Origin of the sequence: Pectobacterium aroidearum (assembly GCF_015689195.1) — a bacterium.
Taxonomy (GTDB): Bacteria; Pseudomonadota; Gammaproteobacteria; order Enterobacterales; family Enterobacteriaceae; genus Pectobacterium; species Pectobacterium aroidearum.
Map to the genome: position 1 here is coordinate 640,904 of NZ_CP065044.1, position 17,612 is coordinate 658,515.

General features: G+C 56.1%; 17 protein-coding genes. 2 read left to right on the forward strand and 15 right to left on the reverse strand.

The window, feature by feature from the left end:
• The first annotated feature begins 31 nt into the window (after window positions 1-31).
• Window positions 32-580 (forward strand): 3'-5' exonuclease, encoded by a 549-nt coding sequence (locus tag I2D83_RS02880; protein ID WP_205947504.1) that lies wholly within the window; start codon window positions 32-34, stop codon window positions 578-580.
• Here the strand turns inward: I2D83_RS02880 and I2D83_RS02885 are convergent.
• From I2D83_RS02885 to I2D83_RS02935, 11 genes are all read right to left on the reverse strand, one after another.
• Complete coding sequence (locus I2D83_RS02885; protein WP_205947505.1) at window positions 577-1,068, reverse strand: Mov34/MPN/PAD-1 family protein; 492 nt, start codon at window positions 1,066-1,068, stop codon at window positions 577-579. The genes I2D83_RS02880 and I2D83_RS02885 overlap by 4 nt on opposite strands.
• On the reverse strand, window positions 1,065-2,540 hold the full coding sequence (locus I2D83_RS02890) for a ThiF family adenylyltransferase (RefSeq protein WP_241007265.1): 1,476 nt from the start codon (window positions 2,538-2,540) through the stop codon (window positions 1,065-1,067). The genes I2D83_RS02885 and I2D83_RS02890 overlap by 4 nt, the downstream gene beginning before the upstream one ends.
• Window positions 2,541-2,832: 292 nt before the next feature.
• The gene (locus I2D83_RS02895; RefSeq protein WP_205947506.1) at window positions 2,833-4,083 is read right to left on the reverse strand and encodes a nucleotidyltransferase domain-containing protein; all 1,251 of its coding nucleotides are present in this window, start codon (window positions 4,081-4,083) and stop codon (window positions 2,833-2,835) included.
• Window positions 4,083-5,258, reverse strand: coding sequence for an SAVED domain-containing protein (locus I2D83_RS02900; RefSeq protein WP_205947507.1), 1,176 nt, complete (start codon window positions 5,256-5,258; stop codon window positions 4,083-4,085). Before I2D83_RS02900 ends, I2D83_RS02895 begins: the two co-directional genes overlap by 1 nt.
• 374 nt (window positions 5,259-5,632) lie before the next feature.
• On the reverse strand, window positions 5,633-7,912 hold the full coding sequence (locus I2D83_RS02905; RefSeq protein WP_205947508.1) for a helicase-related protein: 2,280 nt from the start codon (window positions 7,910-7,912) through the stop codon (window positions 5,633-5,635).
• Between the two features lie 96 nt (window positions 7,913-8,008).
• Window positions 8,009-8,320: a plasmid related protein gene (locus I2D83_RS02910; protein WP_205947509.1), complete on the reverse strand. Its 312-nt coding sequence runs from the start codon at window positions 8,318-8,320 to the stop codon at window positions 8,009-8,011.
• 138 nt (window positions 8,321-8,458) lie between these two features.
• Window positions 8,459-9,568: a DUF6094 domain-containing protein gene (locus tag I2D83_RS02915; RefSeq protein ID WP_205947510.1), complete on the reverse strand. Its 1,110-nt coding sequence runs from the start codon at window positions 9,566-9,568 to the stop codon at window positions 8,459-8,461.
• Window positions 9,569-9,638: 70 nt separating this feature from the next.
• The gene (locus tag I2D83_RS02920; RefSeq protein WP_205947511.1) at window positions 9,639-10,286 is read right to left on the reverse strand and encodes a hypothetical protein; all 648 of its coding nucleotides are present in this window, start codon (window positions 10,284-10,286) and stop codon (window positions 9,639-9,641) included.
• Window positions 10,287-10,367: 81 nt separating this feature from the next.
• A complete protein-coding gene (locus I2D83_RS02925) occupies window positions 10,368-10,709 on the reverse strand; it encodes a hypothetical protein (RefSeq protein ID WP_039498878.1) in 342 nt (113 codons plus the stop codon).
• Window positions 10,710-10,800: 91 nt separating this feature from the next.
• Window positions 10,801-11,475, reverse strand: coding sequence for a DUF3275 family protein (locus I2D83_RS02930; RefSeq protein WP_205947512.1), 675 nt, complete (start codon window positions 11,473-11,475; stop codon window positions 10,801-10,803).
• A gap of 82 nt (window positions 11,476-11,557) precedes the next feature.
• Complete coding sequence (locus I2D83_RS02935; RefSeq protein ID WP_205946744.1) at window positions 11,558-12,478, reverse strand: DUF3577 domain-containing protein; 921 nt, start codon at window positions 12,476-12,478, stop codon at window positions 11,558-11,560.
• Window positions 12,479-12,855: 377 nt separating this feature from the next.
• Here I2D83_RS02935 and I2D83_RS02940 point away from each other — a divergent pair, with 377 nt between their 5' ends.
• Window positions 12,856-13,179 carry an H-NS histone family protein gene (locus I2D83_RS02940; RefSeq protein ID WP_205946743.1) on the forward strand — a complete coding sequence of 108 codons (324 nt, stop codon included), beginning with the start codon at window positions 12,856-12,858 and terminating at the stop codon, window positions 13,177-13,179.
• 65 nt (window positions 13,180-13,244) lie between these two features.
• Here the strand turns inward: I2D83_RS02940 and I2D83_RS02945 are convergent, their stop codons facing one another.
• The 4 genes from I2D83_RS02945 to I2D83_RS02960 form a co-directional block, all read right to left on the reverse strand.
• Window positions 13,245-14,087: a phosphoadenosine phosphosulfate reductase domain-containing protein gene (locus I2D83_RS02945; protein ID WP_205946742.1), complete on the reverse strand. Its 843-nt coding sequence runs from the start codon at window positions 14,085-14,087 to the stop codon at window positions 13,245-13,247.
• Between the two features lie 125 nt (window positions 14,088-14,212).
• Entirely contained in the window at window positions 14,213-14,578 is a 366-nt protein-coding gene (locus tag I2D83_RS02950) for a DUF3085 domain-containing protein (RefSeq protein WP_015730106.1), read from the reverse strand.
• A gap of 147 nt (window positions 14,579-14,725) precedes the next feature.
• Entirely contained in the window at window positions 14,726-15,523 is a 798-nt protein-coding gene (locus tag I2D83_RS02955) for a GTPase (RefSeq protein WP_205946741.1), read from the reverse strand.
• Between the two features lie 319 nt (window positions 15,524-15,842).
• Window positions 15,843-17,306, reverse strand: a complete 1,464-nt coding sequence (locus I2D83_RS02960; protein WP_205946740.1) for a DNA cytosine methyltransferase — start codon at window positions 17,304-17,306, stop codon at window positions 15,843-15,845.
• Between the last annotated feature and the right edge of the window lie 306 nt (window positions 17,307-17,612).

Below are 17,612 nucleotides of genomic sequence, written 5' to 3' on the forward strand. Positions count from 1 at the left end.
CCCAAATTCTCTCCGAAATTTAAGAGGAAAAATGATGAGTGATGAGCTTTATGTTTCTGTCGATGTCGAGACTTCTGGACCGATACCGGGCATTTATAGCCTCCTTTCCATAGGTGCTTGCCTTGTCTCGGATCCAGTTCAGTCAATCTATCTCGAGCTTCAGCCTGATGGCCTAAAGCACGATCCGGAAGCCGTGGCTGTAACGGGCCTTGACCTCTGTACGCTCGAAAGTGAAGGACTTCCCCCGCAGGTGGCGATGCTCAAGCTTGAGCAATGGCTGACTCAGGTGTGCCCAGCAGGGCAGAAAGTCATTTTCGTGGGGCTTAATGCTCCATTTGACTGGTCCTTCATCAATTACTATTTCCATAAGTATTCTAGGATGAACCCCTTTGGGTTTACCGCAATCGACATGAAGGCGTATTACATGGGGCTTACCGGATGCTCCTGGAAGGAAACCAAATCCTCCCAGATGACTGCTCGGTTCAACCCCATAAGTGTACCCAGCCATAATGCGCTAGACGACGCACGGTTTCAGGGGGAGCTTTTCGCTCTTATGTTGGCAGAAGCACGTAACGGTTAATCCGACCAGCGCCCCCAGGCGGCTTCAACATACCGTCCATCCCTGAAGGACCAAGCCTTTATTCCGTCACTACTACTAGAGCTGCCCACAATGATTGCCATCGGGTGCGGCAGCTCTTGGGTGTAGTGCGCGGCAAACCGAGAAAAACTCCCGATATCAGTGGGGGAGATCATAGGAATGGTTTGTGGGTGCGTATGCCAGTACCCCACCAAGCGGAGTCCTACAGCATTGGCCTGCTCAATTTCCTTTCGGCAGCGATGAGCATTCAAGTCTAGCCAAGTCCTGCCTGCTCGATCATCTTTATGAGGGGGAGTCGCCAAGGCGAGTACCAGTCCGGTAGTGCTTGAGGGGTCGACGAATAGCTGGCCCCCACGCTCTACTTCAAAGCGCTTCTGCCTATAGCTCTCCAGGAGGTTCGCGACCTTCTGCGATACCAACAGAGGAGTGTGTAGCTCGGGCCAACTCCATTGCCAGGCGATCGCCATCATTTACCTCTCTCCAATGTCTCCGGCCAGTCGCGCTCCAACTGAGCCTGCTGAATTCCGGCAGGTAGATCAGGCCCAAGGTACTTACCTCCCAGCGTCACCACGTCATTAGGCCTATTGATGCTGCTGACCCAGCTCGGGCTATTGATGTTTCCACTCAACACTCGTAATGCAGTTTGAGAAACCATCGAAGCAATGTTCACCATTCCAAGAGAGCCTCCTGGGATGAAACTCTCCCCGCAGGCGGGAAGAGCGACGATTCCACCTTCCGGCCACTCGGTGAACTTATGCTTAAAATCACCGTTGTCTGTGAACAAGCCTCGAGCATCAAATACACCAGATGGCGCTAGGAGCGCATGTCCTACCTGCGTATGAGGCTCACTCCAAGCCTGGAGTAAACCCCAGGAGGTACCATTCGACTTGGCCCCCCATAGCGCCACCTCCGACTGCCAGTCTGCGGTAGTAATCACCACCAGATCCGCCTTATCAAAAACCTCGGGATTCTTGTACATCACCACTTCGGCGAAGGTGGCGAACGCCGTGACTTCCGTAGTGGGCAGGTCTTTGCGAATTTGTTCCTGAAGCGCTTCGGCCTTTGGGAGACCGAGGTCATCGGCACCGAGCACATGTCTGCCAAGATTTGCCGAGACCAAGTGGTCCGGGTCAATGAGTGTCAGATAGCCAACCCCCGAACGCGCCAACTGTAGGGCAACGGTGCTACCCAATGAGCCTACTCCAACGCAAACGACGCGAGCTCCTTCAAGTTTCTGTGCTACGCCACTGAGGTCACGAGACAAGATTTCTGTCCGATCCAGCACATCCAGCGTCGTTGCTCGGATCAGAACTGGGGGATAATTGACCGCAACTGCAGGCCGACGCCGCGCTGATCGCAGGTAAAACTTCGATCCTCTATCTAACTGCGGGCCGTATGCGCGAACGTTCAAGCAGTAGATTGGAGCATTGGAATCTCCTGGAAGTTCCAAAGCAATCCAACGATTGGGTAGCGAGCCATGCTCATTGAACCAAGCTAACAACTGAGCGCTATCCCCAGGGGTAAGGTGCGGCATGAGCCATGTAAGCAGCAACTCAGGGACAGGCAGACGTAGATTCGGATAACTCTGAAGCTTCGCGTAAAATCCAGGGGTTTCCGGGGCACGCATGCTTGGAGAACGTCCAATCGTGCGCCTGCAGTGTTTTTTGAGTGATGACAGATCCGTTGCGAGCCAAACTGTCTCCTGGCCAGAAGGTAATGCTTGCCGAGGGTCGCTTAGGGCAAACAGCTTCGAGGCGGTTTGGGGGCGATCGAGAAGAATTAGGTTCTGTAATGACAGCCCCTGCTGCCTAGACCAGTAGGACGTGATTTCACGCCGAAATTCGGCGTCTCGGGTAGCTGCGCATGACCCCATTCGGGATAGGTTAACGATCTTGCGTAATCGAGCCAGGCTATCTGATACAACATATTCGGGGGTGCCCATCACTGGGCGCTCCTGGAAGCCATGAAGGCAAAGATCGACTTCCATTGCGTGGGGCCATATAAGCCATGGCGAAGGTTCGACAGTAAGCCTTAGCCCGCTGCGGGGGAAATTCCTCGGAAAGCCGATGCGTAAACGTCTCTCCGCGCCCGTATAGTCCACTGGCAACGGAAAGTTGTAACTCGCAGCTTCGTCAGCCCGTGTGGCAACGGGCTGAAGCAGTGCCAGTGCGGCATCTTCGCCAAGAGCGCCTCGCAGCGCGGCTATACCCTGCTGCAGAAGCGTATCGGTGTGATCAACCAAGACGCCCAACTGGCTTCACATCCTCTTGGGAGCTCGCTGTTCCGCTCAAACCACCAAACAGCGCGCCCATCGACATGGAGTTTCGGGTGGTTCCGTCCGGGCGGCCAGGCATCGTCCAGTTGGACGGGATTTCTCTGTTCACTGCCGAAATGAATGTGGGGCCCATGCCAAAGTTTTCCTTCACTGCCTTGGCAAAAGCCTCGGCAGACTCGAAGCTTTCAAGCCCCAGCGACACCGATGAGCTAGCATTCTCGTGCCACTCTTGGAATGCCCGGCGGTAGCGTTGCCCATCAAGTGGTCTATTCCATTTCTCAGCAAAATTCTCGCCGCTGTCTGCTGGATTGCAGACAAAGCATTCGTTCCCTCGGTGTTTAATATGATCCGTCATCCTCCGGACGATTTCGAGGATGGCGTCCAGTGGCCTTAACGGCGTCGACTGAGATTCTTTCGCCACGTCAAGGTAGGCGTGGGTAGCGAGTGTGGTGATGACAGCCGAAATCGGGCGATGGTCTGCATTTTTGGTGCGGATAGCCCACTCATCTCGATGTCGCTTCAGCAGCTTAATCGTTGCCCGAAGTGGGTCTTGATCGAGGTAGTCCTCATACTGTGGCAGCGGATCCTGAGTGGCAGCATCAAAGGTGCGTTGACTTTTTGCGACGACCAGATGCTCCAACGAAATCGTCTGTTTTGAAGCCACTTGCAGCCAGTTGGAGTAGGGGATCGGGCTACTCGCCTTCCAGCCAATTACCCGATCCGGCACTTCCAGCTTACCTTCGCCATTGCTCTGAGAATTCCCATTGATGGCACGCGCCGGTGTGACATCGATATGGAATCCGGGGTTCTCATCGGCATAGATGATCCGGATGCCCCGACGTAGCTGTTTGATTTCTTCCTGGACGCGGCTGCCAGCCTTGAAGCGCTCCTCAATAGCATCAAGAACTTCTTGAGCTCCAGCCCCTTGGGCATGGGGGAGCCAAATAATGGCGTCCGCATCGATGGTGTCTAGATCCTCTGGGGCTCCAGAAACGGGTTTAATCGTCGTCTTCAGGCGCATGGAGCCTTGGACAAAAATATGTGCTTCCGCCAGTAGTGGATTGTCGGATGCGTTGAGAATCCGCTCCAGTTGGGAGTATCGATCGTTGATCTTCTCGTACTGTGCTTCCGACAGTGAGATCTCCCTCGCGGCACGGAGCAGAAAGTGCTCCCAGCTCCCGCGCTTGGTTTGTTCATTGCTTATGGACATCAACGAACCTCCTGGGCTTGGTGGCCCAAATGTAGTGTTGGCGTGAACCTGTTGTGGTTGTCTTTATCTCGATCGAAAATCAGGTAAGCGTGTTGGTGTTGCGTGGTGAGCAAGGCACCGAACTCAATTGCCAAAGCAGCGGGAATCGCTGCAAACACATGGATTGTGTCTGCAGTCATGGCCTCTAGCTGGCTTAAGTGTGTTTGTAGCGCGTCGCGAAACGCGTGTATCACGCGACGATTCTGAACCATCGCGTAACTGGGTTCGGGTATAGTCAACTCTGCGATACGCGCACCAGGCAGTGCCTCTTCGACATCGCGAGGTGGAACCTGAGCGGAAATAGACAGCACCAGAGCAAGCGGCCCCTCTCCATCCATAGGGGGGCTGAACAGAAATTTTGGTGGTTCAACTGACTGATTTGGCCAACGTAGCTGATGTTCTCGGCTGTATGAGAAGAGTAGGCGCTTGGATCGATCACCTAAGGATTGTCCCAGCATTATCAGCGCAGGGATGTCTGCCAAGCCCACTACTGCCAACGTAGGAGCATCACCATAGGTTCCGCCACGACGCGTTAGCTGATGTTCTAATTGGTGCTGAACGCTATCCTGGATACTCTGCCAGTAATGGGTGTCCCGACCCCGATGGCTTGGAGCAGGAAAAGTGATCTTTATGGGGTGATCAAATGCAGTCAGTCCCTCTGAGGACATGGCAACCAATAGATCACGAACAGGGATATCGTTAATTGTCGCGAAATGCTGGCTTTGTACAATTACTGGAATAGCTCTTCCACCGTCAGGAGTGGTTGCTGCCAGCCGGACACGTTCTAAATAAGCCTGATGAAGCCCGCTCAGGTCGTTTTCTGGATATCCATCAGCATCGCGATCGATCTTGTCGTGACAGGTTGGGCAGAGAAGCATGAGGTTTGCTGTGTCGCTGGTAAGCGACTCAGCCTTCGTCTCGTCATGATCATCGCGACCCCTAGGTCCCTTGGGACTAGCCGGTAAAATATGGGCCACCTCGCCCCACCTCATTGGCTTTCCTGCACGATAGTCGTGCATAAGATCCGTTCCGCAAAGCTCACAATGGCCCGCAGATTGGGTCCAGACAACACGTTTTGTGACCTCATCTGTGTTGTAACGGCCAGTGGCAACCTTAGCGTTTTCTTGTTTTCCCACTTGATCTCCTTGAGACATCCGTATCATTGCGTGCGAGTGATTTACGATCTTATGGGGTCTCTAAGCGAGAATACAAGGGGGTGAAGCAAAGCGGCAAACAATAAATTCTCCCGCTCAAAACCTTCGGGTGAGAGCTGCTATATCGTGCATAAAAGCTCCTCACCCTACACATTCGAACATCCGCAATGGCAATGGGTTGAAAGCGGAGCATCTTCCTTTGCACCTGAGTTGTGCCTTTTTTATTTTGGATGGTGCGTGAAGGAATGAGCTGCTATGACGAAAAGCTCGCCGTCTCTGGGCTGTTTTCACTGCCACAGCGCGACGTGTCATGTGAAAAAGCCGACGTCCTTGTGGGACGCCGGCAGACAGCAACATCAGGCCGCGACAAGCTGTCGGGCCAGGGCGACTTCGACCGAGTCACCATCTTGATTAAGCACATCCAGCCCTGATTCAGGCACGTCTCCCGACGTGCTCTGAGAGACCAGAATTTTCTTCGCCATCAGAGCTAGGCAGGTCATCTGCGACGTTGCCGTATACCCCAGGTAGATCACCTTCACAGGCTGCTTTTGTCCGATACGCCAGGAACGACGTGCGGCCTGCTGCAGCGTGTACACGTTGTACCCAGATTGCATGAACACAATCGTTGGGAACTCCAGAAGATCCAGCCCCGTTTTGACCAGCTCGGGGTTGGTGATGAGGACATCAATCCCTCTGTCGAGTTGTTCGGCAATCCAGTCTTCGCGTCGGCTGGCATCTACGCTCGCACGCAGTACCGCTACCTTGAAGCCCTCTTGCTCCAGCAACATCTTCAGCCTGCTGGTGGTGTCCCGCGTACCGGTGTAAACGGAATAGATCAGAGTCTTGCGACCTTCTGCTTTCTCCTGTTTGCAGATGTCGATCAGTTCCCGCTCCTTGGGCATCACCTGCAGCTCATTGAACTGGGCCGGGGTGAAAGCCAGTATTTCTCGCGTACGTGGATGGCGCACGGTTTCAGCACGAAAGCAGCAGTCAGACCAGGCCAGCAGCACATTGAGCACCACGCCCAGTAAGGTGGTGTCCCGCTTTCGCAGGGCTTCCTTGAGCTGAGTCGTCAGGCTGGCAGCGAGCTTGCTGTAGGTATCACTTTGCTCAGCGTCCATCTCGACTTCCCTGAACTCTTCGTCATACGGGGGCAGTACGCCACCAATATCCCGGAGCTTGAGGAAAATCGTGAAGGGCAGAACGCAGCGCAGTACACCTTTGGGGCCGAATCCCGGCGCTTTGACTGTCCTGACGGTAACCTTCGAGCCTTTGGCGGTCTTGTGGGACGGACCATCGCTCTCGGAATAGATATCCTTGAGGACGCCGTGCTCCCGCATGAATGCCATGGCTGCAGCGTTCATACTGCCGCTGGCACTTGGTCGGTAGCCGTCTTCGATCATACGTCTGGGCAGCGCCCGGAACAGCAGATAGAACAAATCGGAAGCGTAGCCTCCCATCAGCGTGCCGGTGAGCAGCAGCGTTTTGCGGGTTTTGGCCGCAATAACACCCATGGCCTGACCTTGCGCGGAACTGCCTGTCTTGTACTCGTGGGCTTCGTCGGCGATGAGCAAATCGAACGTGCTTTGCGGCAGATACCGCTTCACAAATTCGCTGGGTTGATAACCGCCTTCACCGAAGCCGAACTCCATACTCGACATGGCGCGTTCCATGCGCTGAGCCTGCCTGTCTGAAAAGACCAATTCCCCTCGGTTGTCCATCAGGTTGATGAACTGGTGGAAGTTATCCCCCAGCATCGATGCCAGGAATGAATCGCCGAAGGTCTTCATCAGCTTGGCCGCAGTGGCTTCACCTATGGTTGGAATACGTTTCAGCGCCCGCAGTACCGCTGCGGATTGATCGCTGCCTGACAAACTACGTGGTCGCATCAGTGTCCAGAGGGCACTCTCGCAAAAACTACACTTGCGACGTACTTCCTCCGCGTCGAGTTCCAGTGCGCTGACCGGTTCGCCATCAAGATTGCGAACCATGGTGCCGCAGTGTGGACAAAGCCCAACTGTGCCGTGACGGGTGCGCTTGCGAAAGAACGCGGGCTTCCAGTGGAATCCCATGCGCATGCGCACACGGCCAATGATGAAAAATTCCTGTCCATCGGCTGGCACATTCAGTTGCTCGCGCAGCTTGATCAGTTTGAGCAGCGTGTCCGGGCCGTTGAGCACCCAGACTGTGGCCCCTGTGACGGTTTCGAGAATTTCCCTGCGCCATTTGTAGACCAGGTGTGGCGGGCTGAGGACGAGAGTGCGGCGATAGCCCTCCGCATTGAGCACCGCCGCCAGCGCGATGCCGACGGTGGTTTTTCCCGTCCCCATCTCACCATTGACGATGGCCGCACGCTCGCCCTGATTGACGAGCAACTCGGCCGCTGCATGCACGACCTCAGCCTGGGCGGGGAACAACTGTCTCTTGAGATTGGCCAGAATACGTTGTCGGTTTACACGTGGCACGCCGTTGTAGACCGGTGGATTAGCCCGATTGAGAGAATCGAGCAATTCATCCCCGAACTCGCTGACAAAATCCTGCATGCTGATGGAGAGTTCGTCGTTCGCAGGGTCGAACAGATCGTCTGTTGCAGATGAGTGAGTGACGGCAGATGCCGCTTCGATTTGCATGGTCATGGAGATGCTCCAAAAAATGGGGCATGCACCACCCCAGGGGCGATGTATGCCCCTGGGGGAAGAAAAGTGGACGCCGTAGCGCCGCCTTTTGGAAGGTCAGTATTCGCTGGGTAACAACAGCGTAGTAACGCTGCGATCCCACTCAGTAATGATCCAGATTTTCAGATTAGGGTTGACCTGATACGAGGAAAATAAACGGTCTTCGCCTGACGCGAGCGCGTGGTCATTCTGCCGTCGGTCATTCTCCCCCAGTTCTCCCCAGTCGCCGCAGAGATGGCGGTTCAGATAAGCGGCTGGATTGAGATGCCCTTGTTCGACCAGATTGGCGATGCCGGAGGTCATGATGATTGCCCCTGGTGAAAAGCGCAGTTTGGTCACAGTGCTGAGAAAAAGTGCCTCGATTGCCATGAGATAGCTCCTTGAATAAACAAGGGGTCATGGCATGCCCAGTGGGGTGTCATGACCCCGGTGGGTGAGTGAAATGGACTGGCGTTGAACTCGGGTTCAGAGACCAGAAGATCGCGGGGGCAGTTACCCCAGTGGGGATTAATGGATGGTGAGAATCTGTCCCAGCGTGGCTGAGTCAGGAGACAGGTCCCATGCTCTGATGACGGGCACGAACTTATCGGTGAGAATGCGCGTTTCGGCGATGGAGCCGTCATCGCGTTCGCAATACTCGGTGCTCGTCGCTTTTTGCTTGTAGGTATCCCCCTTGACTGCAAGCGTGCGACCGCTTGGGGACTGCACGACACCGGAGATAGCACCCGCCGCCAGGGCTAATGCCAGGTGCCATTCAGATAACGCACGAGCAGGCGCACGCAGCGACTGCTGCGCGGCACCGAGGTGAGTCTCGAACGCTGGCCACAAACCTCGCAGGCGTTGTACTTCTTCGGCGAACTGCATCGGCTCCATGCTGATGCGATAAAAATGCTCGGGTTCAGCCTGGGCGCTTGGAACGACATACGGCAATGATGTCCACTTGGACGGCAATTCCGCTGCTTCCTGTTCTCCCTGCCCGATTTGCAACAATCGGGTGTGGGTGGACTTCACGTCTTCACTCGCCAGATCGCGCTGGCGAACGCGACGACCAAACAGCACCACTTGTTTGAACTGTGTATCTACCGCACGGAAGACACGCAGGTCGGCGAAGTGGCGCGTAAGCCAGCCCACCATTTCCTGGTCGAGCACATAGGACGGAATGATGAAAACGAGAATGCCGTGGTACTGCAGCAGGGGCAGCGTCCGCTGGTAGAACAACTTTTCCAGTCGGGGCCGGCCTTTACCGTCGTAGCCGATATTGCCGTTGGCATCTCTGGATAAGTCGCCGTACGGTGGGTTGAGCCAAAGCAAGCCGAATGCCTGACGCGAAATGATGGTGTCCATCAAATCGGCCTGGATACAGTGTTCGACCAACAACCGTGCATGACTGGCGCGCTCCTGATCGTATTCGACAGCGTACGACCGGGTGTGAGCAAGCCCGAGGGCATGGGCGGTTTCGGCAATCGCAACGCCTTCGCCGGCACAAGGATCAATAATGCACATGGGCTCATCGCTGGGTGCCAGTGCGGCGAGTGTCCGTTCAAGCGTAGACTCATCGGTAGGGTAATAGCCATTTTTGGCAAAATTTCTGGCGAGCCGGGGAAACATGAGTGCCATAGGAATCTCCTGTCTGGCGGTGATGAAAGAAAGTGCAGGTGCCTGGTAAGGTGCGCCTGTTGTGGAATGGTCAGACCGCCGCTTGTGATGTGCAGATCTGTGACGGATAGGGATAGGCCGTGAGAGCGCCGTTACGAATAAGCTCGCCCAGCGCGTCGGTGAGTGCTGGCACGTCCAGTCCAAGGCGAAAGCCCCGCAGCGGCCCTAGGGCGACCGGTAGCTCATGGATCATGTCGCGGCTGCGCAGCAACTCCAGCACTGGCATTTGCCAGTGGTCGAGCAGTGGCAGCGGACATGTGTCTTTGACGAGTTGCCACAAGCGAACAGTGGGTTCAGCGGCAGATCGCGGTAGTAGCGCCAGTGCGCTGGCTGTGCTCTTGTCAGGGCAGATGCAGCGTTGGTCGAACAGCCACAGATTGGTGAGCGATCCAAACAGCGTGCGGCGATAGTTGCGGGTCAGGCGTTTTTCAAGGCGCTCGACCGAGGGGATGAACACAGGCACGGAGCCGCCGTGTTCTGTGATGAGGTGAAACTGGTTCAATCCATCCTCATCGCGACCGAGTGTGAGACGGGCGATAAATTGCTGGACGGCAGTATCCCGCGCCCAGATTGAGACAAAGACCAGATCGCCATTCTCGCGGCAGACGCAGGCATCGACCATCAGGTCAGTGCATTCGTCGATACGGAACAACGGTTGCGGTAATGAAGATTCGGGCATGGTGGTGTCCTCAATAACACTGAGGGGCAACGCTGCCTGTAGGGCAATGTTGCCCCAAGGGGATGAAAGTGCGTGAGCCGTTCAGCCTTCACGCTCAGCGAACGAACCGTCAGCTTGATGAATGACTACACGGTTGCCGACATTGTTTTCGGCATCACGCAGAACTTCGGTGAACATGCTCTCAGGCACAGTGATCTGAAAACGCTGCAACACGGCACGGTAGTAATCCAGGCCATGGCCAAATGGATCACGTTCTTGCAGGTTGCTGTACAGATAGATGTCGTGTTCGTCACACGTGTCTTCCTCGATCTGTTCTTCCGGTTTCTCAATGACGAGAAAGAAGTACTGCATTGGGCGATCCCAGCCGAGGTAGAGGGGGGTGGGAAGACCCTTGTAGAAGGTCGTGAAATAGTGCCGACTCATGGTGAGGCTCCTGAAATGAAAGGACCGGGAACCTCCCCTGCGGGGAAGACCCCGGCGGGTGGGAAAAACGCAATAGCGGTAGCTGTATGAATCAGGTCGCCAGAGATTCAGACTGGCGGTTCCACTGCTGGGCCGTAGCGTCGAACGCATAGCCCAACTGGTTCAGCCGCCCGATCTGCAGGCGCAAGGTGCGACGGTCAATGGTCGAGTCCAGCTTTACCGACTCACCCAGCGGCCAGAGGATGCCGAACAATGTGGTGTCGTCACTATCGGGATTGCCCGAGGCTGCCACCGTAGCGGAAGGCGCATCGACGCCGAATGGCGTGGTGTCGATCAGTGGGTCCTTGGAGGCTTGCACAGGGGCCGGCCTGGCCTTGGAGTTGGGCATTGCGGTTGGCGTGGGAACGGGTTGTGTATCCGATTCCTCATCAAGCGGATCGACATCCTGCGTGGCGAAGGCGCGAGCCTCTGCTTTGCTGAGTTTGTCGATACCAGACAAGGTCATGCCATCCAGGTTGGCCCGGATCTCGAATCGCATGCCGTCGCCGACAGGATAGGCTTTCGGATAAATATATCGAATCGCAAATTCACCCTCATACTTCCCCTCGGGATACTGCTCCAGTTCGGGATCTTTGACATGGAACAACCCAAGGTGTGTGGTGAGACGACCGACTGTGAACCGGCCGTTACGACCGGATATTGTGCGGATTGCGAGTTGGCCGCTAACGATGATGGGGGGAGCGGATTGAACGGCTGCTGTAGCCATGGATAATCTCCTGGGATGCGTTGTACTACCGATAACCTTGGAAAAAGAGACAAGACCCCAATGTGAGGTCTTGCCGATCGGCTTAGAGTGAAGTGACGAGAGCGGGCTCTTCTTCTACCGAGGATTGCGCTTCAGGCCCGGCTGTACCGGACGTCGTAGAAGGCATATCCGCGCTGTTATCAGGGCTTTCTGACACAGTGGATGCCACCGTAGCGTGCCCAGAAGAGGGGGGCTGGTTGGCAGTGGGATAGACCAATTGGCCATCGATCTTGATCAGACCAATATGGATCAATCTGGACTCCAGACTCGCAGCCGGCTCGCCGGCATGCTCGCCCTTCGTGCGAAGGTACGGATCGGCTTTCATGTCGTTGAGACGAAAGGCCACCAATACCTTGCGCTCAGCCTCGATGGCCTGCACGCAACGGCGTACCAGATGTTGAGCCTCCGGCGCGGTCACGATGGTGTTGATGTACCGGTATTCCGGCTCTTCAACAGGCCCGGCCAGAGCACCAATGGTGCACGCGAGGAATGGGTCACCCTCCTTCGGTGTAACGTCTTTGGGTCGATTGAGGTAGCCAATGCCCCGAGTGATCAGTTCGTACTGTTCGATAGCCGCCAGTGTGGCAGGGTCGATCAGTTCAGCCTTCAGGAGTCGCCCCTTGAGGCTGGCTGCTGGCTCACCCTTGCGTTCACCGCTGGGGCGGATGAATGCATCACTCCACAGATCCCCCAGCCGGAACTTGACCATCGGGCGCTGCTTTGGATCATCCATGCCGACGTAGTGTTCGACCAGTTTTTTAGCCTCGGCACCTGAGACCTTGACGTCAAAATAGCGGGTGACCGGTTCTTTGACAGAGCCGACCAACGCGGCGATGGTGCAAGCCAGAAAGGGCTGAGCACGTCGGCCACCGCGTACGGGAACTTCCCGCACACGCTGCAGACGACCGTACCCTTCGGTGTGCAGATCGAAATAGGCTTTTTCGCCTGAGGTAGAATGGCTCATGGTGAAATCTCCATTGAAAATGAAGCGGAGACACACCAGGCCCTATGGCGAGGGTGTGTCACCCCGCGATGGGTTGATAAGGCGGATGCATCCACTACCGGTATAAACCGGTAGTCGTTCGCGTGAGGATGCTGGGCGAACTGGCTCGGTCATGCGGTTTTTGCCGCACCGCAACCTTGGAGACCGTGGTTGCGTGGCATGTCGCTGACAACGTCAGCAAAACATGCCGACAGACTGCCCGCGCTTCAATGACGGCGCGACGAGAAATATGAACCGGAGTCGTTCCCTATTTTCGAGATGCCATTCCTCTGGAAATGGCTGTCGTGGTACAAACGCGTACTTAACGAGTTTCTGCATCACCCACGGAGGGAGAAATAATGTCGATTGATTTGCAGGCGCTGTCCGCAGCCGAATTGAAGGACCTGATCGCATCCGCACAGGATCAACTGGTCAAGGGAGAACGTGAACGAGTCAAGGCCGTTCGCGAGAAAATTCTGCAGTTGCTGGAAGGTGAAAATCTGGAGCTGGAGCAGGTCTTCCCGAACTCAAAGCCAAGTCCTCGGGTAAAAAATCCTGTGGCTCCCAAATATGCACATCCCGACAACCCAAGTCTGACCTGGAGTGGTCGAGGCAAGCAGCCGAATTGGTTCAAGGAGGCGCTTGCAGCGGGCAAAACTCAGGAGCAGTTGTTGCTGCCCTAGTCGTTATCCAAAGTGGCACCTGATCAGTACAGACCCAAGACAATCAGGTTTCCCTGCGGCGCGATTTAATCACCGCAAAAACAGGCCACCGCATCTTCGGTTGAATCGAACAGATCACCCTGGTTTGCGGCAAATCGTGCCAGATCGGCATAGCTGGGGCCATCAACACGAAACCGTGTGCCACTGGGCTTGTTGGCCAGGTTCAGTGATTCCATACGAATCCACCATATGGCTGCTTCCGGTCTGGCCTTGATGAGGGCCAGGCGCTGTCCTTGTGGCTTGAGGAAGCACAAATCACAGTTGCCTTCGAGTGTGCGGCCTTTCACGGTCAACAGTTCCAGATCGAAAGGCTGCGCCTGCCAGAACGCACTGACCTCGTATACGCTGATGTTTGCATCGGCCAATGGCATGCACATCATTTCATGGCTTGATTCCGTAGAGTGACCGCGCGCCCGAATTTTGGCGACACGCCGTTGCTCGTCGGCGCGGATGCCAATGAATTGATCCCATTCTGTCCAACCGAGACTGCGCAGGTATTTATGCATCGGCCGAATTTTCAGGCTGGTGGTGCAGCCGCGAGCAACAGGGTTGGGCAGGTATTGGCGTTTACGGATCAACGCCTCGAAAGGCTCACCCTGACGGCTGGCAGTCGTGAAATCGACCCGCTTGAACCCTGGTGCAGCGTCCTGATATTCGAGCCAGTGGATAGGGGTTTTCCAATGCGTGGCGCAGTCACGCACGAAGCGCAGGGTAGCTTCTACTTCTTTGCCCGTGTTGGCGAAGCAGACTACGGTATCGGCAGGCAGGCCGCCGTTGGCCTGTAAAACGCGCCACAGCATATAGGCACTGGTGCGGCCACCGGAAAAACTGATGCAGGTCGGGGAGTCAATCTTGAACGGGTCGCGCATGTGGGCGTCTCCAGGGTATCGCTGGTGGAATGGCCTGTAGTGGGCTGAGACGAATGCGTGTCAGCGGTGGAGGTGTTGGCGCGAGAGGAAAGAAGCCCCCATGAGGGGGCTATGGAGGACGAGGCTCAGTTGCTATCGGGGCTTGTCGCGACAACTTGCAGGAAAATCTGTGTTGCGGTAGCGGACACTTCGAGATCACCAGCACCATCCAGGATGCCGGTAAACACCCTGTCGCCAGGTTCGAAAAACTCACCAAAATCATCGCCACCGAACTCGGCGCGTGAACGCTCCCACCAGTCGTCAAAGGGCGCAACATCAGGGTTGCAGCCAACCGCATAGGCGATTAACTTTTGACGCCCATCAGGATGGCGTTCACCATGCTCGGCAAGCCAGTAAACACCGTGGTCCTTGACCAGGATAATGCGGCACTGATTGGCAACAGCCTCTGCGATGATGGGCCGCAATTCGGCTCCTTTGAAGCGTAAAGTCATACACGTTACTCCTGAGAGGATGGTATGCCGGGCAACACAGTAAAGAACCGTTGTCCGGGGCGGGGGATTGGTGCGTATCCAGTCGAGGTGCGATAAGTAAACGATGCTGGTCAGATAACCCACCGTATAGACGGGTTGTCTGTAGCGTCATGACTTGCGTCGCAGCGGCTTTTGAATGGTGCGCACACGTATGCGACGCCAACTGCCATCGTCGATCAGCCTGAACAGTACGTCTCCGAGGGTATCGAAGAACACACCGTCAACCCGTTCAACCAACTCTCCATCGTGGCTCAGCACTACGGCATAGAGGTCATCGGCGCGTTCGTATTGCACAGTGACGCGGCCATTGAATTTCGCCGTGTTGGTGTTGAAGCTGATAGCCGGTGGTGTAGCGATGATGTCCTTGGGCAGCGGATCGACCCAGGTGAAATCCCGTGCACCCGCATCAACCAGCAGGTGCGTAATCCGACGAAAACCATCCGGTGCCGGCAGTTCCTCCAGTTGCCTGATCAGTTCCTGTAACTCCGGGCTGCGGGGTTGCGGGATCGGAAGCCTGGCGGGTGCGGAGCCGAGTACATACGTCTGAAGCTTGTAGGGCTTGCCATCAGAGGTGTATTCGGTGCGCTCTTCGGGTGTATCTGCGCGAAGACCGTCGAAGCGATGCCGGGCATAGGGTTCGACCTGCACCTTGGCTCCTTCGTCTGGATCTTCGGTCACGAGCGTCCGGTCAAGCACGGCGAACTCGATTCGGCCCGTCTTGACGACAATGGCATCCTCAGTCCTGGCGATGATCTTTCCTTCAAAAGGCTTGGGATCAATGTGAAAGCCCAGTGTCGAAACCTTGGGCTGGCCGTCAAAAATGTTGAACTTGAAGCTGCGGGCATTGGAAGGAACGTGGTCACGCACCAATGACTGCATCTGATTGCGAATGGTTTGATGATCCATGGGAAAGTCTCCAAAAAAAAGGAGCTCCCCAGCCACAAGGGAGGAGAGCCCTGTGGGTGGAATAAATGGACGCTAAGCGCTCTGGTGATGGCGAAAGCCAACACGCTATCAGCGTGCCGCGGTCTTGATGGCCTGGACCGCCTGGGATGCTGCCGGCTACGCCAGCGAACATGTATGCAGCATGGCGCGATAACGGTCCGTATGCGTGGAACAAAACGCATCAGGATTCGTCCGTATTGGTGTCGCGTATGGTAGAAAGACGCTTTACAGGGAGCGCGATGAACAACAAACAACACGCTCCTGTCTTATAGAAACGGTGTTACCTGGACTGTTGCATGGCTCCGAGCAGACGCTGCCCCAACCATGCCACACAGGTCACGGCCATTGAGTTGCCAATGGCTTTGTAGCGAGGCGTGTCGGCCGCCGGTTTGCCACGGTACGGCACCTGTGTCCAGTCATCGGGCATGCCCTGCAGACGTTCGCATTCGATCGGCATCAACCGCCTGACCCGCCATTGCGGCCAACATTGTTCGTCTGGTTTGCGTGGCGTGTAATGAAGATGTGTTTCCAGGTTCTGCGTCAGTACAGGGTCCTTGTCGTTGCCGCATCGCGTGGCGCTGAACACGGTTGGCATGCCTTGACCGGGTTTTCCGCCGCTGGCGAGCAGCGTGCCAGCGATCTGGCCATGACCCGATTCCAGGCGCAGTTCGCCGCGCCCGTTCTGTGCAAAGGCGATGGCAGGCCAGGCCCGGGTCCGCAAAGTGGGCGTCACGCCTTTTACGGCATCCGCACCGTAGTCCTGGGCAGTAAAGGCAATCATCGGGATAGATTTGTCGTTGCCATTTTCCCGATAGTCTTTGCCATAATTTGCCGTGTTCGGTGTATGGCTGAGGGGGCCAGCTACCGACTGAACCAGGAAGTTTTCGGTGCAGATATCGTGTTTGGCTCCAGCGGCCATCAGACAGGCAGCCACGTTGACTGGCCCTGTACCACCGCCGAAGCTGAATGTCGTGACCACCTTGCCATAGGGGCTCAGTCCGGCATAGTCGCTTGCTGTCGCAGGGCCTGCTCCAGCAGCGCGGGCAGCTTCTTGCCACGGCGAGCTGCCCGCTGAAGAATTCCCGCGCACGCTGTCGCGCTCAAAAAGTACTTCGCAGGGATCGAGGTCGTCTCGACCACTTGCCACAAGAAACACGCGCTTGCGACGCTGGGCGACACCGAAATATTGGGCATCGAGAACCCGCCACGCAATGCGCCGGTGGGGTCCAGACACGTGACCTGCGTGCGCCCATTTGGACCCTGGTGGTTTGAGCGCATGGCTTTCTCCGGCCAGTGCGCCCAGCAGGCAACCAAAGGCGTTAGATCGATCACTGAGCACGCCGGGGACGTTTTCCCAGACGAGCGTGGCGGGGGGCTGATGGTTTTTGATACGGGTTTGGTCGATGGCATTGGCAAGCTCCACGTAGCTGAGGGTTAAGGCACCGCGAGGGTCGTTCAGCCCCCGTCGCGCGCCGGCGATGCTGAATGCCTGGCAAGGCGTTCCGCCAACAAGAATGTCCGGGGCGATGACCTCACCAACGCGTACCTGGTTGGCGATGCGCGTCATGTCGCCGAGATTGGGGACATGGGGGTAGCGGTGTGCGAGTAGGGCACACGGAAAGGGATCGATTTCCGAGAACCAGGCGGCTTTCATACCGAGTGGTTCCCAGGCCAGGCTGACGGCTTCAATTCCGCTGCAAACACTGCCGAACTGCAGTGCATGGGGTAGGGGTTGTGTGCTCATTGTGTCTCCTGTTTGTTTGGTTCAAGGCCACAGGCCCAACCGGATATGTCGTAAATCAGGAGAAAAAGTGTCGGGGACCTGCTGGCCTCCGACTCGGTAGGAAGAAACCACCTGTGGGCTGTTTCAGGATGCAGTCGTCGTCAAAACCGTTCGCTGTCGCAGCAATCGCACCCGGCCGTTATCGTGGTTGTGGCCGGAATCCTCTGGCATGTATCCACACACAAAGGGAACCCAGTTTTTCGCCGTTGGGCGCGGCAATGAATACCGTCATCCCCGAAGGGTTTCCTGATGTCTGGCCTATCAAAC